Here is a 26,179-nt window from a genome sequence, read left to right on the forward strand (position 1 = left end):
TTGCTCGGGTAATGTTTTCCTCGCCAATGTTTTCAGGGCTTGTTGAGTCAACCGCACTTCTTTAACCAAATACAGATGTTTAACGATTGACGACAGAGCCACAGGCTGGAAAGTACCTGTAGGTGTCATCACCCTGAAAACGTAGTTGTAACTGAGGCTGGCTATCTCTTCACCTTTAGGTACTGGTTGTCCTGTTATGTCCGGTGATTGGTGGATAGCACCTATACTTCGATCGTCCGATCCTCACAGTTAGAAATTTTGACCTTCACTGGGTGGAGCGATCGAACCCGGTTGGTTGAGGAACAGGTTTTTAGCGCCGTCGTTTTGGTAAATACAGTTAATGTCAGGTTGACCTTCCAGGGCGCCGGTGAAGCCAAAGGTGTTCATGCGATTTTTACACTCGCGCACTTGCTCTTGGTTGATCAGTTTTCTTTGTTCGAGAATTGCCCAGTTATTGGTTCGCAGGACGCATCCGGGACGCATACTCGGCTGGGAGATGTAGACGTTGAAGGGGTTAAGGGTGACGAAGAGGCGCATATCTGTCACCATTGCGCTGGCTCCAAACTGTACGCAAAGTTCGGGGTTCGGGGCGCTGCGATCGATAAATTCCCGGGATGCTACGTTTTGTGGGCTAATTGTAGCCGTGGAACTGAAGGCAATGCCGATCCCAATTCCCAGAATAAAAACGGCTGTTAAAATCCCTAGGGTGGCGGAATTGAGGAAAGAGGGTTTGCCAGACTGAGGTTGTCGTCGCGACGATCCGCCAAATGAGCCGGAGTCTTCATCTCCCCGGAATGGGTCGCCGAATCTGTCTCTGTCGTTGTAGGAGTTAGGTTTGCGTTTCATATAAAGTTCAGTCCGTTCTGGGGATTTAACAGTTGACACACCTCTGCCTAAAGGCGAGAGGATTCTTGCTTCAGTGGGATTCCGACGAATTTACCCTCGGCAAGCATCTTGACCGTATGCCCTACGGCTGCAAGTCCTCTAATTAGAACTACTTGAGCTGCTGCAACATCTCTATCGGTTGTATAACCGCAATTTGAGCAAGTATGAGTACGCTCAGCAAGCTCTTTTTTGCCTGTTGCGACACCGCAATTTGGACAAATCTGACTGGTTTTCTTAGCATTCACTTTTTGGAAGTACACCCCGCGTTTCCAACAGGTTTGTTCCAAAATAGTGAAAAATTGACCCCATCCAGCGTCTAAGCAGTGCTTGCCCAGCATCCCTCTGGATAGTCCAACTAAATTTAAGTCCTCAACAAATACCATCCCCACATCATTGCAAATTTGATGAGAGATTTTGCGATGCCAATCTTTTCGACAATTAGCAACGTATTCGTGCAAAAGAGCAACTTTTTTCTGAGCTTTGCGCCAATTATTTGAGCCACTGCGCTTTTTACTCACACGTTTTTGCAGCAATTTCAGCTTGCGTTCTGCGTCTATAAAAAACCTTGGCCGCTTGACTAAAAGACTATTAGAAGTTGCTATGAAATTAGTTAGTCCGACATCAATTCCTAGGGAATTTCCGTGTGGCACTACGTCGGGAATTTTTACATCCCATTGAACGGTCAGCATTAGATACCAGCCGGATGCACGATTTACTACCCGTGCCTGCTTAATAATTCCACCATCGGGAATCGCTCGGGATTGCCAAAATCTTACCCAGCCAATTACAGGCAGTTTGACACTACTATTTTGAATTGGGTTTAAACTTAGTTGTGGAAACACAAAAGACCTCATGGTTCCCCTTTTTTTGAATCGGGGAAATCCGTGGTTTTGTTCCCACATACTTACAAATGCCTTTTCTAGTCGGCGCAGCACTTGTTGTAAAGCTTGAGCATTGATACGTTGTAATGCAGGGCTGGTTTTCCTGTATGCAGTTAAGGCTTTACATTGAGTTGAGTAAGTTGGTCTGGGTGTGTCAGCTCTGATGATGAATTCCGAGCGAAGGGAACAAGCGTCAATCCGACATTTTCGCGAATTATACCAATCTTTACGTTCTTGCAGGGCATAATTATAGACCTTGCGACATTGTTCCAACCAATCCTCAAATATTGCTACTTGTGTTTTTGTGGGTTTCAATTTGAATTCATAAGTCAGATTGAACACTTGCATCACCTCCTTGTTTGATTTTACCCAATTTCTACAAAATGGCAACAGGATTTCTAGAATAAAGTAGTCATAGAAGGACGAGGCTCTAACCCCCTAATTTTGGTAGTTTTTTATTTTTAACCGATCTTGCGTCTCTATTATTATGACCCTAGACAGGGGGCGGCTGCGGGCTTAGGACACTTCTTCTGGGTTTGGTATGGTTGACAGCTCGCGATCGGCTAGGCGGCTGCCTTGTCTGAATCTGGAAATTTCAATAAAATAACTGAAAGTGAGATACTCTATCACAGCGGAGGAATCCAGCTCAAGATTGTCGATCGAAATTAATGCGATACCAGCTTCGTCCTAGTTCGAGATCTACTGTTTTAGGTGTAAGCCTATCTCAGCAACTTGGGTTGATGAACGAAGAATCCCCTCGCATCAACGGCAGGGAGTGTCAAAAATTTTAACATCCTACAAGTCAGGAGGTATAGATTAGTGTCTGTCGAAATTATTCAAAAGCCTTCTACAGTCCGCAAGCTTGCGCCGCGCTACCGCGTGCTGCTGCACAATGATGATTTCAATCCCATGGAATACGTGGTGCAGACTTTGATGGCGACGGTACCCAGTCTGACTCAGCCACAGGCTGTAAATGTGATGATGGAAGCCCACACCAACGGGCTGGGACTGGTGATTGTTTGCGCTCTCGAACACGCTGAGTTTTATGCTGAAACGCTCAACAATCACGGATTGAGCAGCAGCATCGAACCTGATGATTAGAAAACTAGAGGCACCTGAAAGTCTTAACCCACCGAGTTTTTAACTCATATTGAATAGCCTCATACCAAAAAGCCAAGGGACTAACCTTGGCTTTTTGGTATATTTAATGCGGTCGATCGCCAGACTGGAAGAGTAAAGGTTGGGAGCAACCGGGCCGGAAATTATTCGGACGGTGGTTCAAAGCTAGGTGGCCTCGATCCCAAATTTCAGCTCTCCAATCTCAAATCTCGATCGTCGGAAATTAATTAGGAAATTAATAACGTCCGCCGCCGCCGCCGCCACCGCCGCGACCAAATTTGCCTGGGCCGCCGCCGCCCCGGTTGCCGCCGCCCCGGCCGCCTTCATCTTCGCGGGGCTTAGCTTTGTTAACTTTGAGATCGCGACCCATCCACTCTGCTCCGTCGAGAGCAGCAATCGCTGCATCTTCTTCGGCATCTGTTGACATTTCTACAAAACCAAAGCCGCGGGGGCGACTGGTTTCTCTGTCGGTAGGTAGATGTACTCGCTTAACGGTTCCGTATTCGGCGAAGACGGTGGTGATGTCTTCTTGGGTAACTTGGTAGGATAAGTTACCGACGTATATCGACATGAGGAATAACTCCAAAAATTAGACAGTGCAAAGATTTCAGTTTCGGAGAGTCCCCTGCCGATACAGAAGGGCAAGTTTTTAAACAATTCTGTAGCAATGAACAAAGCCTGCAACCGAATCTGATACACTTGGAATTTTAACACAGAATGGCGTCTTTTGAGTAGCTTTGGCCACTTAATTAAGTCGTTACAATTCAATCTCAAACTTTGAGGGTATTCAGAAACCGGATTTTGAGCTGTGATGTTTTGTCAAACTCGAACGCGAGAAAGTTCTGGGACAGACCGGCTACCGCAGGAAAGATACGTCTAGATTCCCAAAATTGGTACTCAAAGCGAGATTCAGGTTTTCCAAGGCTTTGACTAACCACACCAGGCCTTCTCGGGTACAAAATTCGTAGTGACCGAACAAAATTGCCAACCGCTTTTCTAGATAGGGCTTGACTTTGCCACAAATTAGCACGATTTTCAGCAGCAAACCTGTGGTTTGGGTGGGCCCGAGGTTGGAGATCAGGTCGATGAAGACAAAGTGGTTGGGCCGCGCAGGACTCTCTACTACTAAAAAGTTCAATAACTGGCTGCAAGTTCTGATCGTTAAAAATTCGTTGAACTTCTGAGCATCGTTGTGGGGAAAGGTATTTTGTAGTTGTTTATACAGTTTTTCGTTAAATTGACGTTTGCCGTAGCCATCGTCGGTGACGGAAGAAATTAGGTATTCGTATAAGTCGTCTTTAAAGGATCTGTAGGACACACTTGTGCTGGTGTTCGCAATGAAGCGGCCGGCTAGCTGTCGGTAGGTATCGGCTCCTTCGACTTTTCCGACAAATTGCTTGAGGGCAAAGAACAGCTCTGGGTCGCTCAACAGCGTCGGGTTTTTTATAGTCTGTATACTTCTGCCGAAGGAGATTGAGGTATGCCGGCGGGCTGCTTGGGCTTTTCTCACTTGGTGAGCAACGTATTGTGAGAGGTCGATTTCAAATTGCTGCTGCTTTTGAGCTTGGATTTTTTGAATGATTTTTTGCTGTTCGTAGGTGCTGTCGTCGCTGAGGAGGCAGTGTTTGTAGAGGTAAGGGTATCGGGGAATTAAGGTTCCGAGGGCTAGGCTGGCGGGAGTTTTGCCGTTGCTGTCTTCATTACTGTGGGTGATGACTTTGGCTAAGCGTTTGAGTGTGAGGTATTGTTCGCTTTGGGTAAATTGATTGACTAATTGGGGGATGGAGTGAGTAGGGCGCGATCGACTATATCGAGATAATATTTTGGGGGCTTCTTCAAACAGAGCGATCAATTCCGGGATAGCTGCTTGCTTGCCGGGGTATGTTTGCCAGCGGTTGATCAGGATGTGGCAGCAACGGTTGAGGATGTATTTGAATTCTTGTTGGGCGTATGGTGAGGCTGCTATTTTTTCGAGTGCTTCAGCGATGGTGCGATCGCGATATCCGTTACCGTAGATAAACAAAGTGCGAAAACGGTCGATTAGTTCGATCGGCTGCTCTACTTGTACCAACTCCAGCCAGTGGTTGTAAAGTAGCTGTTCTTCTTCCTGGCTCTGTCTGTTATAGTCGTTCACTGTGGATTAACCCTCCAAAAGGATTGGGCAGGAGCTTTAAGCGCCATTGGCAGATATGAATTGGCAGATGAAGCACCACAATTAAGTCAACCGATTTTAGATTTTAGATTTTAGATTTTAGATTTACTCCACAGATTCATCTGGAAGCTTCAACTGTAGTCTAAAATTTTAATCTCTCCCCGACTTAGGTCGAGGGCTTGTATCCGTTGTTGGGTAGGGTCAACCGAGCTTCTCGCCTCCCGAGGCTTAGGGGTGGAAGTGGCGATCGCCTTAAGCAGATCTTTTTTACTTAGTTAAACTATTTGTCAACACCAGCATGACATGAATTGTTTGCAATTAGCAAGGCCTAAAATCACCACAAACTTTGTAAATTATTGGTAAAGATTGTGGGTGTGTTCTAAATAATTTATGGCTGGGCAGAGGATTTATTATTACCCGAAAGAATTGGTTGAAAGCCCCAAGCCTGCTCGGGAGAAATTAAAATCAGACTATTCATTACTCCAATCCTCGGACTTAAGGGTAGATGTCGCTCTCAAACAGTCAACTGTCAACTGTCAACTGCCAACTGTCAACTGTTGAAGAGTGCCAAGGTCAATCCTAGTCGGCATCCCCCTGTTATACCATTTGCGATTGGCGATTGGCGATTTGCGATGGGAATGACTGAGGACTCTCAGGGTTTAGATTCCGGGCAAAGCTTGCATTCTTTTTTGAACTGGTGTCAGTTAAATGTGAGGTGGGGCGAGGTAGGATTAGCTGTGAAAATAATGATTTGAAATGTGAGTGCTGGTAATATGGTCTGTCGCGTAAGTATCGCCCAACTTGCTGAAATTTTAACTGTACCTTTGCTTGCTGTGTCTGAGGACGTTCTGACAGTTGTAGGGACAGGTATTGCTACAGATACGCGCACCATTGAGGGGGGCGAAGTATTTTTAGCGCTGCGGGGAGAAAATTTTGACGGGCATCAGTTTGTGGCAAAAGCCCGGGATTTGGGAGCGATTGCTGCGGTAGTCGATCGCACTTACCAAGCAGAAGTTCCCAATTTTCCGCTGTTGCGCGTTGACGATACTTTAAAAGCTTACCAGGCGATCGCCCGTTGGTGGCGCGACCAATTCAGTATACCGATAATTGGTGTTACTGGTTCAGTAGGTAAAACTACTGCCAAAGAATTAATTGCGGCCGTTTTGTCAACCAGCGGAAATGTTCTGAAAACTCAATATAACTACAACAATGAAATTGGAGTCCCGAAAACTCTGTTAGAGCTTTCGCCGACCCACAATTATGCTGTAATTGAAATGGGAATGCGCGGGCTAGGAGAAATTGCGCTGCTGTCGCAAATTGCGCGTCCTACTGTGGCGGTAATTACTAATGTAGGAACGGCGCATATCGGGCGATTGGGTTCGGAAGATGCGATCGCCCAAGCTAAGTGCGAACTGTTAGCGGAAATGCCTGCTGAAAGTATTGCTATTCTCAATCACGATTCTGACAGATTAATGGCAACTGCGGCGCAAGTTTGGCAGGGAAAAACTTTAAGTTACGGATTAGAAGGCGGCGATTTGTGCGGGGAATTGCTGAATAATGATACAATGCTTGTAGAAGGTGTGGAATTGCCGCTGCCCTTGGCTGGAAGGCACAATGCTGTAAATTATTTGGCGGCTTTGGCGGTAGCAAAAGTTTTAGGGATTAATTGGGAAGTTTTACAGCAAGGTTTGTCTGTACAGTTACCGGATGGACGGGCGCGCCGCTACGATTTGCCGCAGGATGTTGTGATTCTGGATGAGACTTACAATGCTGGTTTGGAGTCGATGTTGGCGGCGCTGAGATTGTTAGCGGATACTCCGGGAAAGCGCCGGATTGCGGTGTTGGGTACGATGAAGGAATTGGGCGAAAGGGCGATCGAATTTCACCGACAAGTGGGAAAGGCGGCGCGGGATTTAAACCTCGATGCTTTGTTTGTGTTTGCGGATTTTGAGGAAGCGGCGGCGATGGCGGCGGGTGCGGCGGGCGTGCCTTTTGTGGAGATAGGAGATATTACGGCGCCCGATGGGCGGGAAGATTTAGCAAAGCGGTTGTTGGGATTTGTTGAAAAGGGCGATCGTATTTTATTTAAAGCTTCTCATTCAGTGGAATTGAATCGAGTTGTCCAGAAGTTCCGTGCCGATTTTGCAGGCCAATAACTAGCAATTTGGTTCGTAGTGAGGACTTCAGTCCTCTCTCGTCGGATGCGGACTGAAGTCCTCACTACAAACCTATGTTTGAGATGATATGATTTAGTTTAAAAGTGCGATCGCTACGCCCCGGCTTGCGCCTACGAACTCTTCACCAAAGTAACCCCATGATTGCTAAAACTCTCAGTCCGCCCGAACAAATAGTTGAGCTATCGAATATCAGTTGGCAAACTTATGAAACTTTGCTTGCCGAAATCGGCGATAGGCCAATTAGACTGAGATACAATCGCGGCAATTTGAAAATTATGGTGCCTTCTCCTGAACACGAAATTTACAAAAGAGTAATAGGTCGATTTGTTGAAACATTAGCTGAAGAATTAGATGTGAGAATTGAACCTCTGGGTTCTACGACATTCAAACGTCCTGAACTCATTGGTGTAGAACCGGATGATTGTTTTTACATCCAGAATGCTAGTGCAATTAAAGGCAAAAAACGACTCGATATGAGTCAATATCCGCCCCCGGATTTAGTGGTGGAAATTGATGTTACCAGCAGATCCGACAATACCTTGCAGATTTATGCCGATCTGGGAGTGCCGGAAGTTTGGATTTACAACGGTTCGCGGCTCAGAATTAACAGATTGGACGATCGAGGGTATGTCGAGTGCGAGATCAGTTTAGCATTTCCGAGTGTTGCTATTTTAGAGATTGTCAGTTTTTTGGCACAGGCGGAAACAATGGATTATTTGGAATTAGTTAAAGCATTTCGGAATTGGGTAAAAAGCCAAATTAATCAAAATCAATAGTCCTGTTTATTTTAATCCTGGATGCAGATCGGAAACCGCTTTTTTTGACGACAAAACTTGATTGTGACCCGCAGATTGTGTAAAATTTTATCCCTCAATATCCCGATCGCTCTAACGGCTCGATTTCAATATCTGGAGCAATCTCAATGGCTGCAAGTCTGGCATTCTCAACTATCGTATTTCCCATTATTGTATTGTGTACTGCCTCAAACTTAGATTCGGCTTCCGAAATTTCTTCGTAGTGTACAATCACATGATAATATTTATTAATTGGTTCTCCTGAATCTGAAAGTTCCACGGCAAGGGAATCTATATTCTGAGACTCTTCTGCTTTTTCGCGATATTCGTCAGCTAAATGTTCTAGGGCGATCGCGATCGCGTGTTCTTTTGTTTGTCCGTAAAAATTCATGGTATCATTGGGGTGATCGCTCAGAGATGATGATATCTGACAAAGATACTGCCCGTTTGATTGAGCGCAAACGTCGATCGTAATTGTACCAGTAGTGCGATCGGGATTTATTTCGGCCATTTCAACCTCGCTATCTCATGAAATAAACTTGCTAAATTGTATCCGGGTCAATATTTAATTTTCGCAGTTTTGCGGCCAGGCGATCGGCACGTTGCATCTCTATCAAAATTGAGATGGAGGAGAAGAATAGCGATACGGTTTAAGATATGGAAGGGCGAAATTAAGGTAAATTCGAGGAACTCCGCCCGAGTCATCGTTCCGCGTCAGTCAGCGTTCATCTGCGGTTGCTAAAAAGAGCCTCAAACGCAACCATCCCGATCGTGAATCGCCCTTTTCTTTTATTCCCCGGACTGAATTTGACTCCTCACCCACTCCCGGAATAACCGCAGCAAAGCATTTTCCTTGGTAGTCCTCCTCAATTCCAAAAAGCGCAGCATCTCAACTTGCGACAAAAAAGGAAAAGTCGGAGAAACATCTCTTTCTACATATTCCTGTGCTTCCAGTTGATAAATTATTAAACGATTTCCGTCGTAGCGCCAAACTTCCGGCACCCCTAAACTTGCGTATAAAGAAAGGCGATCGATCGAACTGCTAGTCACGTCAATTTCCACTACTAAATCTGGTGGCGGATCTTGATTGAGATCGATTTGTTCTTTGTCCCAAACCACATTCTCATTTTGGATATAGTAGCACTGATCCGGCTCCAAACCGCGAGCCAAATCCTCGCGCCGACAAGTTAGAGAACCCAAACTCCGAATTTCGATGTTTAATTCTTCACTCACACTTTCCACAAAACGGCCTAAAATTTTCTTACTACCTTCATGGGGTGCTAAAGGAGTCATAATTTCTAATGTTCCTCGATCGTAAGTCAGGCGAATTCCTCCGTGTTCCCCTAACTCATTCAGCAGGGATTCGTAAGTTTTCCAGCTAATGTTGTTTAGCAGAATTCCGCTAGTTTGATTCTGGATCAGGGTGGCTGTCATGGCTACCTGCCTGGGTTGTAGATTATTGATTGTATCTTAGCAAACACGATCTTGATTGAGGGGCGATCGCCCTCCTTCAGTCTCTTTACTGAATTTGACTCCTCACCCACTCCCGGAATAACCGCAGCAAAGCCTTTTCTTTTGTAGTCTGTTTCAGTTCCAAAAACCGCAGCATTTCAAACTTCGACAGAAAAGCAAAAGTGGGAGAAACCTCGCACTCTGCGTATTCATTGCCTTCTAAGTGATAGATGATTAAACGATTGCCATCGTAGCGCCAAACTTCAGGTACACCCAAACTTGCGTAAAGTTTGAGACGATCGATCGAACTGCTGGTAATGTCAATTTCAATAGCTAAATCCGGTGGTGGATCTTCATTGAGATCGATTTGTTCTTTATTCCAGACAACATCTTCATTCTGAATGTAGTAACATTTATCAGGTTCTAACCCCCGTTCCAAATCTTTGCGCTTGCAGGTTAGTGAACCCAGGCTGCAAATGTCAACATTTAATTCATCAGTTAGAACTTCAACAAAATTTCCTAAGAGTTCACCTGACTTTTCATGTGGTGCTGATGGAGTCATAATTTCTAAATTTCCGCGATCGTAAATCAGGCGAATTCCTCCGTGTTCCCCTAACTCATTCAGCAGGGATTCGTAAGTTTTCCAGCTAATATTTTTTAGCAGAATTCCGCTACTTTGATTCTGGATTAGGGTGGCTGTCATGGCTACCTGCCTCGGTTTTAAATTATTAATTGTATGTTAGCAAATATGATACTTGACTTATTTCATAAATCTGCGATCGCCCTTACGATACCGCCGATTAATATCAAATCCGCTCTCCATCGGCATGATTCATATCTCTATTCTCGGACTCTGTGTCCTCTGCGCCCTCTGTGGTTTAATCATTCCAGTCCAAGTGGAAACGATATAACGCAAATCAACGCAGATTTTTTTAAGAGTCCTGGACGCACCAATATCAAAGAAACCGGGTTTTTCACCTAATCTCGTCGCTACAGCGAAGGATGTTCGTGAAAAAACCCGGTTTCTGGCTACCTGTTTGTAGAGTACGATCGCACTATTCGATCGCACTTACACTCAACACACTACTTAGCAGCTTGACGCTCTTTCGCATCCTTAATCACTTCCTCAGCGATATTGCTCGGACAAGGAGAATAGTGCGAGAAAGACATCGAAAACTGACCGCGCCCAGATGTCATGGTACGCAAATCGCCAATGTAGCCAAACATTTCGCTCAACGGCACATCAGCCTTGATCCGCGCTCCTGTTTGTCCGGTTTCCTGAGCCTTCATCATGCCCCGGCGGCGGTTGAGGTCGCCGATGACATCGCCCATGTGATCGTCTGGGGTGAAGACATCGACATTCATGATCGGTTCCAGCAACTGAGGCCCAGCCTTGGGTACAGATTGGCGGTAGGCGGCTTTAGCAGCAATTTCAAAGGCCATTGCTGAAGAGTCAACCGGGTGGAAACCTCCATCAACCAGGGTGAATTTCAAGTCTAAGCAGGGGAATCCAGCCAAGACGCCCACATCGATGCAGCTTTGGAAGCCTTTTTGCACCGCTGGCCAATACTCTCTCGGTACGCTACCACCAGTTACTTTTGACTCGAACACGAAGCCGCTACCGACTTCACCGGGCTCGACGATATAGCCGATTTTAGCAAATTGACCTGAACCACCAGATTGTTTCTTGTGGACATAGTTGTCTTCGAGGCGTTTGGTGATGGACTCGCGGTAGGCTACCTGCGGTTCGCCAACTTCTACCTCGACGCCGTGGGTGCGTCGCAGAATGTCCACTTTGATGTCGAGGTGCAGTTCGCCCATGCCCTTGAGGATGGTTTCGCCACTTTCTTCGTCTGTGACCATGTGGAAAGATGGGTCTTCTTGTACCATCTTGGTGAGCGCGGCTCCCATCTTTTCTTCGCCTCCTTTGAGTTTCGGTTTGACCGAAATGGAGATGACTGGTTCTGGGAACACCATTGGCTCTAGGGTTGCGGGATTTTTGGGGTCGCAGATGGTGTGTCCGGTGCGGACGTTTTTCATACCTACGATCGCAATAATATCGCCTGCTTGAGCCGAATCAATTTCTTCGCGGGAGTTGGCGTGCATTTCTACCAAGCGGCTGATGCGCTCGGTTTTGCCTGTGGCGGTGTTGAGTACGGTGTCGCCTTTGGATATCTTACCGGAGTACAAACGGGTGAAGGTTAAAGCGCCGAAGCGATCGTCCATAATCTTAAATGCCAGGGCGCGCAAAGGGCCTTCTGGATCCACGATCGCGAAATTGCCTGTTTCCTCGCCTTCGAGATCCACCTCAGGCTGAGGCGTAACTTCCATCGGGTTCGGGAGGTAGTCAACGACTGCATCGAGTACCAACTGGACGCCCTTATTCTTAAACGACGAGCCGCAGTAGGTGGGGAAAAATGCCATGTCGCGGGTGCCTTTGCGGATGCACCGCTTGAGGTCTTCGATACTCGGCTCGTTGCCTTCGAGGTACTGTTCCATCAGGTTATCATCCTGCTCGACAGCCAGTTCGATCAACTGTTCGCGGTATTTCTCGACATCATCGACCATATCGGCCGGAACATCCTGAATTGTGTAGCCCATCGGATCGCCCGAATCATCCCAGATCCATGCTTTGCGGGTGAGCAAATCGACCATGCCGCAAAATTTGTCTTCAATGCCGATCGGCAAAACCATTACCATTGGTTTAGCTGCGAGGACTTTATCGACTTGCTTGACAACTCGGTAAAAATCTGCGCCCGTGCGATCGAGCTTATTGATATAGACGATACGAGCAACTTTAGAATCGTTAGCGTAGCGCCAGTTAGTTTCCGATTGCGGTTCAACTCCACCGGAACCGCAGAACACACCGATACCGCCATCGAGAACCTTGAGCGAACGGTAAACCTCGATCGTAAAATCGACGTGTCCGGGAGTATCGATGATGTTGAGCTGATGCTCGTTCCAGAAGCAGGTAGTAGCAGCGGATTGAATCGTAATCCCGCGCTCTTGCTCCTGTTCCATGAAGTCAGTCGTCGCCGCGCCTTCGTGTACTTCACCTATTTTGTGGATTTTGCCTGTCAGTTTCAGGATTCTTTCAGTTGTGGTGGTTTTGCCAGCATCTACGTGGGCGAAGATGCCAATATTTCGATAACGAGTGAGATCTTTCATAAATTACTGTTGAGATTAAATGCGACGAACCGTCGGCGACCACCTGCAAGCTTGACAAGCGAGGAATTAATTCTGCCTTACCAGCCTGTACTGGCTGGATTTCCTTTTCCCTGTTTTTCTCAGGACTATCTTAATTTTGACACTTCTGGGTCATTCCTGGGAAGGATTCTTGGATCAATAAGTGGCCCAAGCCTGACAACTCATAAAAATACCCTATAGCTAGGGCAAAATCCTCTCACAAAGTAGGTTGGGCTGAGGCACTCACGCCCAACAAATTCGCCTGCGCCACCCTTCGCCAAACCTGATATTTTGCATCATTCTCAGCAAAAGCTTATACAGTGGGTTTCTTGACAAAAAATAGAGGATTTTACTTGAGTCTGTCACAAGAAACCTGATTTTTGACATTCATGCCTGATGTTAGTAAATCTACTATAACATAAAATAGCGGAATTTGTGTCATCATAAACCGATATTTTATACTTTTGTCCATAAGGTTTGTAGTGAGGACTTTAGTCCGCATCAAAGAGAGAACGAAAGTAGTTTTGTAGTGAGGACTTTAGTCCGCATCAAAGAGAGAACGAAAGTAGGTTTGTAGTGAGGACTTTAGTCCGCATCAAAGAGAGAACTAAGGAATGAGAATTAAATAACTTCCACAATTTTGTGGGATGGGCGTCCCGCCCGTTCAAAAAGGACAGGCGGGACGCCCATCTCACAATAACAATTAAAATTGTAAGTTATTTAATTCGCGATCCTAAAGTAGGTTTGTAATGAGGACTTTAGCCTGCATCAAAAAAAGGACTAAAGTCCTCACTACAAACCAATTTTACTACAGTCGTATTTGAGCCTAAGTCAAAATCGAGCCACTCATCATCCGTTGATATCGCCGTTCCAACTCATCCCGCACGACCGGCCATTCATCCAAAGTTTCATCATTCTCAATTACCATTTGCGCGGCCTCCCTCGCCAACTCCAAAACCTCCTGATCCTCCACCAAACTCGCCAAAGCAAAATCCGGTAAACCAGACTGTCGAGTTCCCAAAACCTGACCTGGGCCGCGCAATCTCATATCCATTTCTGCAATAAAAAATCCATCTTGAGATTGTTCTAAAACCTTCATTCTCTGCATAGCTTCCGCAGCCTTGGAACCGGGCATTAACAAACAATAAGAACGATTGCTGCCCCGACCGACTCGACCCCGCAACTGGTGCAATTGCGACAGTCCAAAACGCTCCGAATTTTCAATCAACATTACCGTTGCATTCGGCACATCTACTCCCACTTCCACCACAGTAGTAGATACTAAAATATCAGTTTCTTTGTCTCTAAACTTAGTAATCGCCTGATCTTTGTCAGCGCTACTCATCCTACCGTGGAGCAAACCTACCTTAAACTCAGGAAATATACTTTTTTCGAGTTTCTCTTTTTCCTCAATTGCCGATCGCACATCCAGCTTTTCCGACTCCTCCACCAGAGGCAGAACCACATAAACCTGACGGCCGCTCGCCACCTCCCGACGAATCAAATCGTAAGCCTGGAGGCGTTCTTTCGCAGACAGAACAGTCGTTTGAATCGCCTGCCGACCGGGGGGAAGTTCATCAATTTGACTCACGTCTAAATCGCCGTGCAGAGTCAGCGCCAGCGTCCGAGGAATGGGAGTTGCGGTCATCGTCAAAACGTGAGGAGATTCGCCTTTTTGCTGCAATTTAGCACGCTGCTGCACGCCGAATCTGTGCTGTTCGTCAATTACAGCCAAACCCAATTTATGGAAATTCACCGTATCTTGAATCAGCGCGTGAGTTCCTACTAAAACAGGTAATTCTCCGGTTTCTAACTGGCTGTGAATTTCCCGGCGCTTGGCTATTTTTGTCGAACCAGTTAACAGTTCGACAGACAAGTGCATCAAATTAAACCAGCCTACCAATTTCCGATAATGCTGTTCTGCTAAAACTTCTGTCGGCGCCATTAAAGCGGCTTGATAGCCGGATTGAATTGCTGCTAGCATTGCGACTACAGCGACGACTGTTTTGCCAGCGCCGACATCGCCTTGCACTAATCGGTTCATCGGCTGGGGCGAAGCTAAATCGTTGAGGATGTCGTTAATGACTCTTTCTTGGGCATTTGTCAGCGCAAAAGGCAAGATTTGATAGAACTGTTCGATCAATTTCCCGCTAGGAAGGATGACTGCGCTAGCTTGAGCTTTTCTTTGGGTTTGGCGGCGCTTTAAAAGGCCTAATTGCAGGTAGAAAAATTCGTCAAAAACTAAGCGGCGGCGGGCGGCGGACAAGCAATCGCGATCGAGCGGAAAGTGAATGTTTGCCACCGCATCGGCTAAACCCATTAAGCCGTAACGCTCGCGCAAGTCATCCGGTAGCGATTCCGGTAACAGTTTCGCGGCCGGAATTGCGGCTAAGATCGATCGCCTCACCGAACCCGCATCCACCCCTTCCGTCAGCGGATAAACAGGAATCAGGCGGCCGACTTTCATAGATTCGATCGCACCGCCGGAGTCATCTAATACTTCCAACTCAGGATTTTCTAGGGTAATGCCATACTTACCCTGCTTTACCAACCCCGAAGCAGCAAGTATCGCACCAGTACAATACTCGCGCTTTTTGAATTCTTGCCAGCCGCGATTGCTGTAGCGAGGCCCGGCAAAAAAGCGACTGATTTTAATTTCTCCGGTACTGTCTTTTAAAATTACTTCTAATATCGTTAATTTCTTATTTTTAGGGCTAGAAAAGCAATTGCAGCGCTTTACTTCGGCGATTAAAGTAACAGTTTCCCCTGCTATTAACTCGCGAATTCGTACTTGCTTTGCATAGTCGATGTGGTTGCGGGGATAGTAGTAAAGCAAGTCATATACGGTATCTAAACCGAGTTTTAGCAAGCGGTTGCCGTTGGCGGGGCCGATGCCTGTCACGCGGGTTAACGGTTGATCTAGCGTCAGACTGGGGGGTGGAGGTGCTGTGTTAAGGGGTGCGGTTCGGGGAACTGAAACGGCTGGAGTGATTGAATCGGTGGCATTTTCAGGTCTGACTTGTGTCGTTTGTTCTTCCCAAACTTGCTCCATTTGTCTGAGGAAACTGACTGTAATGGCGATCGAATGTTGGCGCCCTTCGAGATCTTTCTGAGGGTAGATGTCAAATTCCACAGCAAGTTCTCTGGCGCGATCGCGCGAAGAACCAGTGACAGCGCCTGCAAGTTGTCTCAAGCTGAGGCCGAGAAACTCGCTAAAGCGGTATTGACTGCCTTGGATGTCGTTAAATCCGCGATCGGCTTCTACGGAAAGAGCTTTTTGCAATCGCTGCCATTCTGGTTGGTTATTAGTCATCAGTCATTAGTTATTAGTCATTAGTCATTAGTCATTAGCGCGAGCGTCCCCGATCGCGAACGTTATTAGTCATTAGTCATTAGTCATTAGTCATTAGTTATTAATCATAGCTCAATAATTCCAGACAATTGTCAACTGTCAACTGTCAACTGTCCACTGTCCACTGACTAATCTTCAAACCAACTCAACCGCCAAGCCGACTCAGCCTCCACCACCGCCATTTCCCGCTGCTTTTTCTGGTAATCGCGACCGAGGGAGTTCAACTTTGCAGAGAGGTTGCGAATTTGTTGGCGCCAAGCCGATGTTCCCGGATCGGCAAACTCTATTTCCGACAACCGCAGTTTAATTGCTGTAATGTGCAAAGCATTAATACCGGGTCTTTTTCCCAAGTTTGGCGGTGCTGGTGAACTATCTGTTTCAATGATTAAGCTTAATAGGTTAGGTGGGCCCGCCACGCTGTCGGCGGACAATTCAGCAGCAGAAGCAGCTTCTAGAACCTGTTCTGGCAATTGACTGGGCAAGATTTCCGACTGTTGGAGCAAGCGGTTGGTGTCGCGAGACAGCAGCTTGAGAATCTGGGCGATCGACTTTTCAATACTATTTTGCCAGCGCGCCAAACTTTGCGGGGAATTGGCAATTGGTAATTGATTGTTTGTTGCTGGAAATTGATAGTTAATAGCGGAAAATTCGTTGTTTGCCTCTATTTCTTCCTCGACGAATTCGTTTTCCTCGATTTCTTCCTCGCCAAACTCGTCTTCATCTATTTCTTCATCTATTTCTTCATCTATTTCTTCCTCTTCCTCTTCCTCTTCCTCTTCCTCTACTTCTGATTCAGTCGTGAGCGATCGCAATTTTTCTTGAGACGCCGCAGCCAAACGCCTTACAGACTGCTGCATTTTTTGTCGCCCGTCGAAGGACAACTTGAGAAACGACTCCGGCACCGCTTGAGTGCAAAGGTGATAGCAAGCCAAAATCAACTGCTGTCGCACCGCTTGTCCCAAGGCAGTTAAATAACCATCGTAGGTACTGCGAAACTCTAGATTCAAGGCTGCTAAAGCCTCTTCGAGTCCTGCCAAATCTTGCTCTATGCGCTCTCTGGATCCCACCATATATCCCCTATAAAATTCAAATAGGACGATCGGCAAAACAACCCGATTTTTGCCACAAATTGTCTGATTGTCGAGTTAATTCTGGTTAGAAATCGGGCATAGGTTTCAAGAATCGCCTCCAACATTTTTATGTTTTTTATCTCTCGGTTTCTAGCTGAGTCTCGATTCCCCTCGCATCTCCCGGATAGTCGTAAAATATCGCTAAAATATCGGCTCTTGGGTACGTAGTTGCGCTTCAGCGCTCCGGCGCTAATTTACGGTACAAACGACTCAATGTGAAAACTCGATTCCCCTCACATCCCCCGGATAGTCATAAAATATCGACTCTTGGGTACGTAGTTGCGCTTCAGCGCTCCGGCGCTAATTTACGGTACAAACGACTCAATGTGAAAAAATGAAACAACTAAGTTAATCTTCTGAATTTTCAAGTTACCCATTTTCATACCCGGATCGAGCAACGCCCTCTTTCGGAATATTATAAAGAGCGCTAAAGCGCAACTACGTACCAAGAGCGCTAAAGCGCAACTACGTACCAAGAGCGCTAAAGCGCAACTACGTACCAAGAGCGCTGAAGCGCAACTACGTACCAAGAGCGCTGAAGCGCAACTACGTACCTATTTCTGTAGTCGTGTAAAAACTAAAAATTAAAAATGCAAAAAAATTAGGTTTTCACATTTTTAATTTTTAGTTTTTAATCTAAATTTTCGATTATTGAGCAGCACCCATTTGGGCGGCCACTTCATCGGCAAAGTTAGCTTCTACTTTCTCAATGCCTTCGCCCAACACAAAACGGACGAAACGGCGGACTTGGACATTTTCGCCAATTTGGGCGATCGTTTGTTTCACCAACTCTTCCACCGAGATATTTTGATCTCTAATAAAAGGCTGATCCATCAAACATAACTCTTTCATCCGCTTGTCAATCCGCCCTTGAACAATCTTTTCTTTGATATTGTCCGGCTTGTTCCCCAAGTCATCTTTGCCCATTTCAATTGCCTTTTCTCGTTCGACAATTTCAGCGGGGATATCTTCAACTTTCACGTATTCCACATTCGGGCAAGCTGCAATTTGCATTGCAATATTGCGTACTAAACTTTGGAATTCTTCGCGCCGTGCCACAAAATCTGTTTCGCAGTTAACTTCCACCAGCACTCCCACGCGGCCGCCCGTGTGAATGTAGCTGCCTACAAGTCCTTCTGAGGCAACCCGTCCTGCTTTTTTGTCAGCCCCAGCCAGACCTTTTTTCCGCAGCCACTCAATTGATGTTTCGATATTGCCATCGTTTGCGGTGAGGGCTTTTTTGCAGTCCATCATCCCCGCGCCGGTTTTGTCGCGCAGTTCTTTAACAAGTTTTGCAGATATGTCCGCCATCTTCTTTAAGTTCCCAATCAAAATTAGTTATTAGTCGTTAGTGCGAGCGTCCCCGCTCGCGAACCTTATCATTAGTCATTAGTCGTTAGTCATTAGTCGTTAGTGCTGTCCCCGCTCGCGAACCTTATCATTAGTCAGGAGTGCGAGCGTCCCGCTCGTGAACCTTAATGTTAATGATTAGACAAGAGTTAAGAAATAGCAAGTCAGCCTTCTGGCGGATTTGGTAGGTGTAGAACCCTAATTAATTTTGGTGTTCACACTGCGGAATGCTTTTGTCAGAAATCTACTAATGACCGAGACTAATGCCATTTACAATTAAAAATTAAAAATTAAAAATGTCCAACTAAAAATTATGATTTTTAATTTTTAATTTTCAATCTTTAATTTTTAATTGCTTGGTGTCAGATGCCGATAGCAATACTAGCTTTCGGTTTCTTCGCTGTCAGTGTCGCCGTCCTCGGGATCTACATAATTAGGGTCATCCAATTCTTCGATTTCGCCATCATATTCGGCGCCTTCGTAACCACCTTCGTAGTCGTAGTCTTCGTCAGAGTCGCCGCCTTGTTGACCGTGACGACCTTCGTAGATGGCATCAGCCAACTTGCCGACAATCAGTTTGATCGATCGAATAGCATCGTCGTTTGCTGGAATCGCAATGTCAACCAAATCCGGGTCGCAGTTGGTATCCAACAGAGAGACGATGGGAATTCCCAGCTTTTGGCATTCCAACACAGCATTATACTCGCGGCGTTGGTCTACTAGGACAACTCCGTCGGGAATCTTACGCATAGTTTTGATTCCGCCCAGATACTTCTGGAGTTTTGCCATTTCTCGGCGCAGCACGGAAGCTTCTTTTTTCGGCAACAAATCTAGGGCGCCGATTTCCTCGCGGCGCTCCAAATCCTTGAGGCGCTCGACGCGGGACTTAATTGTTGTCCAGTTGGTGAGCATTCCCCCCAGCCAGCGCTGGTTGACGTAGTAAGCACCGCAGCGTTGAGCTTCTTGGGCTACAATCCCGGCAGCTTGGCGCTTTGTACCGACGAACAAAAACTTTTTACCTTTTTCGGAGGCCACTCTCATGTACTCGTAGGCGTCTTCCATAAGCTGAGCGGTTTGCACGAGGTCGATGATGTGAACCCCGTTGCGCTCTGTGAAAATGTAGGGAGCCATTTTCGGGTTCCACCGACGGGTTTGGTGTCCGAAGTGAACCCCTGACTCTAACATTTGAGCCAAACTAACTACTGGCATTGTATTTTTAACTCCTGTATTCGGGTTAATCCTCCACCCGGTCGTATTTCTGAGGGTTTGCGCCCTCGAAACACCCGAAAACCCGGATGTGCGAATTTAAACAACTTTTCTAGTCTATCACCAGAAGCACCACTTTTTCTGACTATCTTAGATCCGTAGGGTAGGGTTTTCCGTAGGGTTGCGTGGACGGTGTGCACCGACTTGAGCGATGCCATTTTTCCAAAATCATGCAACTGTAGGGAAGATCCCAACCCATGACCAGTAAATCATCTCCCAATCTAAAATCCAAAATCTAAAATCTAAAATGGTATGAGATGTAGTCGGCGGGTTGGGTGCGGGGGGCGCACGATACGGTTAGAGTTACTAGCAACCGCTTCTGAAAAAACCAAAAATCCAGGTTCGAGGTTGCAGAAGCTTTTGTGAGCTTGTGAGAGAATGGCGTTGAAGCTGCGTGTCTTGTGCCTTCTTTCGTTCGATCGAGCTTTTATCGATTTTATTCGATCGGCAATTCTGTCGGCTTTACTAGAAAAAATTGGTTTAAACGCAACCCTTCTAGGGAGAAATTAAAATCAGACTATTCATGAGTCCAATCCTCTTCCTTTCAGGTAGAGGTCGCCCTCATCCCTTCTCTAAGCGAGCGGGTAAGCTGTCAACTGTCAACTGTCAACTGTCAACTGTCAACTGAATGCCACGCCCTCTCGATCCGCAAAAAACCTAAAGCTAAAAACGCCATGCCCATCCCCATTCTCGTCCTGCTTGAAGTTCTAATTGTCATCGCACTTTCTCGACTTGTCGGCTTAGCATTTCGAGCGATCAAACAACCTCAAGTTATTGGAGAAATTGTAGCAGGAATTATGCTCGGGCCTTCTCTCCTCGGTTTGATTGCACCAGATTTAGGAGCAGCACTTTTTCCAGCGGAGGCCGTTCCTTTCCTCAACGTGTTATCTGAGGTAGGGCTAATATTTTTCATGTTTTTGATTGGTTTAGAACTCAATCCTAAGTATCTAAAAAACAATTTAGATGTAGCAATTTTAACATCACACGTCAGCATTTTAGTGCCATTTTCTCTGGGAAGCTTCCTAGCACTGCTGTTGTACCCGATAGTTTCAAATAATAGCGTTTCGTTTACAGCATTTGCGATGTTTTTGGGCGCTGCGATGTCAATTACTGCCTTTCCGGTGCTGGCAAGAATTATTACAGAGCACAACTTGCAGAATACCAAATTGGGGACGCTAGCTCTGACTTGCGCTGCGGTAGACGATGTGACGGCATGGTGTTTGTTGGCGGTGGCGATCGCAGTTACGCGCACTAACTCGATGGTTGGGGCTTTACCGACAATTTTTGAATCTATAGTGTACATCGGTTTCATGCTGACTGTAGTCCGCTGGTTCTTGCAACGGCTTTCCAAGCACTACAACCGCACCGGCAAGTTATCTCAATTAGTGCTATCCGGCATTTACATGGGAGTTGTAGCATCAGCTTTAATTACTGAATGGATCGGCATTCACTTAATTTTCGGTGCGTTTTTGCTGGGTGCTGCCATGCCAAAAAATGCCGGACTTACCAGAGAATTAGCTGAGAAAACAGAAGATTTTGTCCTGATATTTCTGCTGCCAATATTTTTCGCTTACAGCGGTTTGCGGACTCAAATCGGCCTGCTCAATAGTCCCGAATTGTGGCTGCTGTGCGCGGCAGTTTTGGGAGTAGCAATTATTGGAAAATACTTCGGGACTTACGTTGCTGCCCGAGTCTGCGGCATCAGCAACCGCGAAGCTTCAGCGCTGGGGTGGATGATGAATACTCGCGGTTTGACTGAACTGATTGTGCTGAATATCGGTCTTTCTCTGGGGGTGGTTTCGCCGCTGCTATTTACGATGTTAGTCATTATGGCTTTAGTGACAACTTTTATGACTTCGCCACTGTTGGAGTGGACTTATCCGAAAAAGCTGATTCGGTTAGATATCTCAGAAGTAAGTTCGGATGATGATTCAGAATTAAAAGATTCGCCAATGGGTGGAGAAAGCGAAGAAATTAATAGAGAATTGCTGCCCAAGTATCGAATTTTAGTCCCGGTTGCTAATCCCAGCACGCAGAAAGGTTTGCTGCAATTGGCGATCGCCCTGGCGCAGCCTGCTGCGGATACAGGGGGTAGCGATTTGCAGTCGGCGGCGGTTCATCCTCTGAGTTTGATCGAATTAAATGAAAATTATGGTTTTGAAAGTACGCCCGTAGAAGCCGATCGCATTATTCAGGAACGCCGCTCGAAATTATCAGAATTGATAGAGAGTTTGGAATTGCCGGATGCGAAAAAATTCGTGCACCCAATCATTCGGGTTACTAAAGATGTGGCGCGGGAAACGGCGCAAATTGCGGAACTCGATCGCGCGGATTTGATTTTGGTAGGATGGCACAGGCCGACTTTTAGCAGCAACCGTTTGGGAGGGCGTGTCGGCCAAATTCTCAGCAACGCTACTGTGGATGTAGCAATTTTTGTTGACAGAGGTAGGGAACGGTTGAATAATTTGTTAGTGCCTTATGCGGCAAATATTCACGATGATTTAGGGTTGGAATTGGCGCTGAGACTGTTGGTTAATAGCGAGGAACGTCGTTTGACGGTGCTGCGGGTGGCGGTTGACGGGGCAGAGGGAAATGAGCTGAGTTATGAGTTTCAGCGAGTTATGGATCGGTTGCCGGTAGAAGTGCGATCGCGCATTGAAACTCCGATTGTGGAGGCTGCTGAGCCGATTCAAGCGGTGGTGGCGGCTTCTGCTAATGCTGATTTGACGATCGCGGGTACGAGTCGGGAGTGGGGAATTGAACGCCAAACTCTCGGACGGTATACTGATGAATTGGCGGTGCAGTGTCATTCTTCGCTGCTGATTGCGCGCTGTTACGTGAAAGTGCGATCGCACTTGGCTTCGGTACTTGTTGACAGTTGACAGTTGACAGTTGACAGTTGACAGTTGGCAGTTGACAGTTGGCAGTTGGCAGTTGACAGTTGGCAGTTGGCAGTTGGCAGTTGGCAGTTGGCAGTTGGTTATTTGTGAGGTGCTACCAATTCCCAATTCCCAATTCCCAATCCCCAATTCCCAATTCCCAATTCCCAATTCCCAATTCCCAATTCCCCATTCCCAATTCCCAATTCCCCATTCCCAAGATTATGAATCATTTAAGCCTTAAATCCCTGGCATTTTACGGGATTGCGATCGGCTCGGTTTCGCTGCTGTTTAAAGTGGTAACTGCTTACGGCGAAACAAGTTTAAAAGCGGCTCCGGCAATTGCGGGAAGTTATCGCTTTGATGCTAAAAGTTTGCCGGAATGTCTGAAATCTGATACTTTGACCTTGACAATCGAGCAATCGGGTGTTTATTTGAGCGGTAATTTGCGATCGGGTAACAGCGAGGGCGATCGCGCAAACACAGCCGAGGAGAAACCTTCTTTAGCAGGGAAGTGGGAAAATCAAGGATTGAGCTTGTCGGGTGTCGTACCTAATTTAACGGGTTGCAGCGAGTCCGCTGCGATCGGTCAAAACAGCTATGTTAAACTGCGAGGAGTTGTGGAAAAAGACAGCCTCAACGGAAAAATTAGTCTGACGGATCGGGCGGCGGCTACTAATTTTACGGCTCAAAAAGAAGCGGTGGCGAAACCTCAGCAGAAGCAACCACATTAAAGTTGTTGATTTCAATCGCACCGTCAGAAAACGGGTAGAAGCCCTGGATAGATCGGGCTCCAACCTAAAACTTTCGATCGAAGAAGTTGAAGATCCAGATTTATCTGTGGAGTAAATCTGAAATCTAAAATTAATCGATACTTTGGAAAAATAACACGGTTAGAATCAGGCAATTACTAACAGTGTGAGAGATGAAAATTGCTCCAAATTGGGTGGTGACTTTAAAACTTCTTTTCGGAGGACGGCGGGTGAGGGTGAATGAGCGTTTGAATTCAGTAGGAACAGCAGTTTTTTTCTTCCCGTATAGCGTGTTTTCTAACAGTTCTAATGCTTGCCATTTTGCGAGAAAAGTCACTAGCAGTATCGAGAGGGCGATGCCAGTTATTATGAAGTAAAAATCTCGCTCGCCTCCTAATAATATATAATCGATCAGCCGTTCCCGTAAATCTTTTGAAAGCACGCTTTCAATGCCGAAAAAAACTAGCCAACCCATGCAAGTGCAAGAGAGATTGAGGATGGCTGCATATTCAACGCTGGTTTTCGGGCTGAGTTTCAGTAGTTTTTGCAAGAACCATGATTCGATCGCGATCGCCAAAAACATGGCTAGAATTTGTACCAACACAGTCCGAAACGGGAAAACAGTTGCAATCATTAGTTTTGCTCCTATGTCTGCTTCCCGATCGTACCTGACACACTACAAAACCGCTGTATGCTCCAGCCCCTCTTTGAAGAGCGATCGCTCTTCTGGTGACACTTAAGCCACTAGCCGCCAATGGTGCTAAAGTGAAGTCAGAATATAGAACTGAGCGATAAAAATAAAATATCCCAGAGGAGTCTCGGGTTCAAAAATTACCTGGGCCAAGACCCCGCCTGTCCGTATATTGTGTTGAAATGGATGTTGCCGTGATCTTAATGCCGTCAGAAACTTCGCTTACCGAGTCAAACCCGTTGATTTTAGACAGTTTGCCAGATTTGTCGCCGAATGAGGGTGGGTGTCCCCGCCGGACTAGATTGCAAATTGATTTGATGTTGCTGGCGATCGAGGCCTTGTATCTCGGAGGTGCGGAAGAAATGCTGGCAGTGTCAAAGGAGCTGGAATTGGAGTCAATTGTCAAAAATCGCGTTGCCTTTTGGCAGATGCGAAATACTAATCCGCTGAGACGCTATGCCCAACGCCGCTCCCTGACAGTTGTGGAGGCAAAGGCGCTGGTGGCGATCGCCTGTAATATGGCGCGCAAGTTAACTGCGACAATTCGGCAGTTGCTGCTAGATTCGCAGCAGTTGCGATCGAGAAATATGCCCCTCAGTCAGAACTTGCAGCTTGCGGAGTATTTAGAACGCTTTCGAGCTCATTTTCGATCGCGCATGAACCCCAAGCGATCGGTGGTTGTAGCTTACGATTCCGATGACAAGCTCAACGAACTAGCTTTAAACTTGTTGAGCAAACTGCTATTTTGTACAGGCACAGCCGGAATGCAGCGCTTCTGGGTTAGCCTGTTTGATGGAGAAATTGAATAAAAATGACTATTAGGCGTCAGTACAGTCTGCCAAATTGCACCCTGGTTCTAGAAGGGTTGAGCGATGGCTCGGCAGCCAGCCAGCTAGAAATGCGGCCGGTGCTTTCGATATTAATGAGCGCTGAATGCTATGTGACAGGCCTCGGTGAGCCCCTCAATGGGGGACGGGAGTTTTTTGAAAGCTTGGTGAGGACTGTCAGCAGCTACGCTCAAGAATTTATGAGCGGAGTGCATTATCCCGATCGCTATGGCCCGAATTTGGGTATGGTACAGTTGCACAGAATTGACGGGAATTCCCACCGTTTGACCGTTCTACCCGCCGGATCTGACAGCGCCACCCAAATCGATCAAAAAACAGAACTGTCGGCACAGGTAGATTTGACGACGGTACAGCTATTTGATTTGGTAGAGGCGATCGATCAATTTTTTGCCGACACCCAGACGCTGCCAGAATTGTCGCTGCAATTAACCCCAATTTCCAAGCGTTATATCAAGTCTGCCGAACCTTTGGCGAAGCGCAGTTTGCCTGCGGTGGTGGGGGTGTCGAGTTTGGCTTTGGCGGCGATGGCGTTTTTCTTGGTACCAGTGCCGGAAGTCCAGCGCCCGAGAGATCCAGTGCCGCAGCCCAATCGGGCCGGCCAAAATCTCGGCACGCCGAATTCCGGTGGTTCGGGTTCGCCGAATCCCAATCCCACGCCTGCGGCTGACGGTTTGCTTGGGGATAAAACTCCGAAAGTTGTTGAATCGAGTTCACCAACTCCGAGCACTTCGCCGCAGTCGGACACTTCACCCTTGGCCACGCCGCAGTCAAACATTTCGCCGGAAAGCACGCCCACTCCTGTTGCTGAAGGTTTGGCAAGCCCTGGGGCGGCAGCCGTGCCGATTACCGATACGGCCGAAATCGATCTGTTGAAGGGGAAACTTTCCCAGCAAATTGATGGAGTTTTGAAGAATCAGCCTGCTGTTGATGCGGAGTTGGTTTATCGGGTGAGTGTGGCTAAAGATGGGGCGATTGTCGGTTACAAGTCGGAAAATTCCGCAGCAGTCGATCGATCCGAAGCGCCGTTGTCCGAGTTGCTTTACAAACCGGTTGGTACTAGGCCGCCTGCGGAACCGCTGGCTGATTTCCGAGTAGTTATTGCACCGGGCGGTACTGCGGCTGTCACTCCTTGGTAAAGGGTTTGTAGTGAGGACTCGGCGGTTGGAAACCGCGTCTACACACACAAAACCCGCCTCCGCGGGTTGAAGAAAAGACGGCGGTTAAAATCGCCGGATTCGTAGAAGACTCGGCGGTTAGAAACCGCG

General features: G+C 46.8%; 21 protein-coding genes. 7 read left to right on the forward strand and 14 right to left on the reverse strand.

The genetic code is table 11. From position 1 onward, the window contains the following. Window positions 1-249: 249 nt before the first annotated feature. Window positions 250-846 carry a DUF3172 domain-containing protein gene (locus tag JGK36_RS23135; RefSeq protein WP_293182938.1) on the reverse strand — a complete coding sequence of 199 codons (597 nt, stop codon included), beginning with the start codon at window positions 844-846 and terminating at the stop codon, window positions 250-252. Window positions 847-893: 47 nt separating this feature from the next. Next, a complete protein-coding gene (locus JGK36_RS23140; protein WP_293194035.1) occupies window positions 894-2,108 on the reverse strand; it encodes a transposase in 1,215 nt (404 codons plus the stop codon). A 477-nt stretch (window positions 2,109-2,585) separates the two neighbouring features. On the opposite strand from JGK36_RS23140, the gene clpS reads away from it, so the two are divergent. Next, a complete protein-coding gene (gene clpS, locus JGK36_RS23145) occupies window positions 2,586-2,867 on the forward strand; it encodes an ATP-dependent Clp protease adapter ClpS (RefSeq protein WP_193976163.1) in 282 nt (93 codons plus the stop codon). A 253-nt stretch (window positions 2,868-3,120) separates the two neighbouring features. Here the strand turns inward: clpS and JGK36_RS23150 are convergent, their stop codons facing one another. Together JGK36_RS23150 and JGK36_RS23155 are read right to left on the reverse strand one after the other, a co-directional pair. Next, window positions 3,121-3,456 carry an RNA-binding protein gene (locus JGK36_RS23150; RefSeq protein WP_293185195.1) on the reverse strand — a complete coding sequence of 112 codons (336 nt, stop codon included), beginning with the start codon at window positions 3,454-3,456 and terminating at the stop codon, window positions 3,121-3,123. A gap of 285 nt (window positions 3,457-3,741) precedes the next feature. Further along, window positions 3,742-5,019 carry a hypothetical protein gene (locus tag JGK36_RS23155; RefSeq protein ID WP_293196746.1) on the reverse strand — a complete coding sequence of 426 codons (1,278 nt, stop codon included), beginning with the start codon at window positions 5,017-5,019 and terminating at the stop codon, window positions 3,742-3,744. 791 nt (window positions 5,020-5,810) lie between these two features. On the opposite strand from JGK36_RS23155, the gene murF reads away from it, so the two are divergent. Next, a complete protein-coding gene (gene murF, locus JGK36_RS23160) occupies window positions 5,811-7,193 on the forward strand; it encodes a UDP-N-acetylmuramoyl-tripeptide--D-alanyl-D-alanine ligase (RefSeq protein ID WP_293196745.1) in 1,383 nt (460 codons plus the stop codon). A 158-nt stretch (window positions 7,194-7,351) separates the two neighbouring features. Continuing rightward, the gene (locus JGK36_RS23165; protein ID WP_293193061.1) at window positions 7,352-7,990 is read left to right on the forward strand and encodes a Uma2 family endonuclease; all 639 of its coding nucleotides are present in this window, start codon (window positions 7,352-7,354) and stop codon (window positions 7,988-7,990) included. Between the two features lie 94 nt (window positions 7,991-8,084). On the opposite strand, the gene JGK36_RS23170 is transcribed toward JGK36_RS23165, so the two are convergent. From JGK36_RS23170 to rpsB, 8 genes are all read right to left on the reverse strand, one after another. Then, a complete protein-coding gene (locus JGK36_RS23170; RefSeq protein WP_293196744.1) occupies window positions 8,085-8,519 on the reverse strand; it encodes a hypothetical protein in 435 nt (144 codons plus the stop codon). 278 nt (window positions 8,520-8,797) lie between these two features. Continuing rightward, complete coding sequence (locus JGK36_RS23175) at window positions 8,798-9,442, reverse strand: Uma2 family endonuclease (RefSeq protein WP_293193065.1); 645 nt, start codon at window positions 9,440-9,442, stop codon at window positions 8,798-8,800. A gap of 85 nt (window positions 9,443-9,527) precedes the next feature. After that, entirely contained in the window at window positions 9,528-10,163 is a 636-nt protein-coding gene (locus tag JGK36_RS23180; RefSeq protein WP_293193067.1) for a Uma2 family endonuclease, read from the reverse strand. A 380-nt stretch (window positions 10,164-10,543) separates the two neighbouring features. Next, window positions 10,544-12,628 carry an elongation factor G gene (gene fusA, locus JGK36_RS23185; RefSeq protein WP_293185202.1) on the reverse strand — a complete coding sequence of 695 codons (2,085 nt, stop codon included), beginning with the start codon at window positions 12,626-12,628 and terminating at the stop codon, window positions 10,544-10,546. An 844-nt stretch (window positions 12,629-13,472) separates the two neighbouring features. Beyond that, entirely contained in the window at window positions 13,473-15,959 is a 2,487-nt protein-coding gene (recG, locus tag JGK36_RS23190; RefSeq protein ID WP_293193069.1) for an ATP-dependent DNA helicase RecG, read from the reverse strand. Between the two features lie 167 nt (window positions 15,960-16,126). Further along, window positions 16,127-17,068, reverse strand: a complete 942-nt coding sequence (locus JGK36_RS23195; protein ID WP_293185204.1) for a hypothetical protein — start codon at window positions 17,066-17,068, stop codon at window positions 16,127-16,129. Between the two features lie 708 nt (window positions 17,069-17,776). Continuing rightward, window positions 17,777-18,439 (reverse strand): translation elongation factor Ts, encoded by a 663-nt coding sequence (gene tsf, locus JGK36_RS23200; protein ID WP_293185205.1) that lies wholly within the window; start codon window positions 18,437-18,439, stop codon window positions 17,777-17,779. A gap of 420 nt (window positions 18,440-18,859) precedes the next feature. Continuing rightward, the gene (rpsB, locus tag JGK36_RS23205; RefSeq protein WP_293185206.1) at window positions 18,860-19,687 is read right to left on the reverse strand and encodes a 30S ribosomal protein S2; all 828 of its coding nucleotides are present in this window, start codon (window positions 19,685-19,687) and stop codon (window positions 18,860-18,862) included. Window positions 19,688-20,418: 731 nt separating this feature from the next. Here rpsB and JGK36_RS23210 point away from each other — a divergent pair. Then, a complete protein-coding gene (locus tag JGK36_RS23210) occupies window positions 20,419-22,626 on the forward strand; it encodes a cation:proton antiporter (RefSeq protein WP_293193071.1) in 2,208 nt (735 codons plus the stop codon). Between the two features lie 98 nt (window positions 22,627-22,724). On the opposite strand, the gene JGK36_RS23215 is transcribed toward JGK36_RS23210, so the two are convergent. Further along, a complete protein-coding gene (locus JGK36_RS23215; protein WP_293185208.1) occupies window positions 22,725-22,856 on the reverse strand; it encodes a hypothetical protein in 132 nt (43 codons plus the stop codon). Between JGK36_RS23215 and JGK36_RS23220 the strand changes: the two genes are divergently transcribed. Further along, window positions 22,848-23,357 carry a hypothetical protein gene (locus JGK36_RS23220; RefSeq protein ID WP_293185209.1) on the forward strand — a complete coding sequence of 170 codons (510 nt, stop codon included), beginning with the start codon at window positions 22,848-22,850 and terminating at the stop codon, window positions 23,355-23,357. The two genes, JGK36_RS23215 and JGK36_RS23220, sit on opposite strands and share 9 nt — an antisense overlap. A gap of 130 nt (window positions 23,358-23,487) precedes the next feature. Here JGK36_RS23220 and fraC read toward each other — a convergent pair whose 3' ends face one another. Beyond that, entirely contained in the window at window positions 23,488-24,009 is a 522-nt protein-coding gene (fraC, locus tag JGK36_RS23225) for a filament integrity protein FraC (protein WP_293185210.1), read from the reverse strand. Between the two features lie 239 nt (window positions 24,010-24,248). On the opposite strand from fraC, the gene JGK36_RS23230 reads away from it, so the two are divergent. Next, entirely contained in the window at window positions 24,249-24,875 is a 627-nt protein-coding gene (locus tag JGK36_RS23230; RefSeq protein WP_293193075.1) for a DUF3038 domain-containing protein, read from the forward strand. Between the two features lie 2 nt (window positions 24,876-24,877). Beyond that, window positions 24,878-26,050 carry a DUF4335 domain-containing protein gene (locus JGK36_RS23235; protein WP_293185213.1) on the forward strand — a complete coding sequence of 391 codons (1,173 nt, stop codon included), beginning with the start codon at window positions 24,878-24,880 and terminating at the stop codon, window positions 26,048-26,050. Window positions 26,051-26,179 lie beyond the last annotated feature (129 nt).

This window comes from Microcoleus sp. PH2017_35_SFW_U_B, assembly GCF_020737865.1.
Taxonomy (GTDB): domain Bacteria; phylum Cyanobacteriota; class Cyanobacteriia; order Cyanobacteriales; family Microcoleaceae; genus Microcoleus.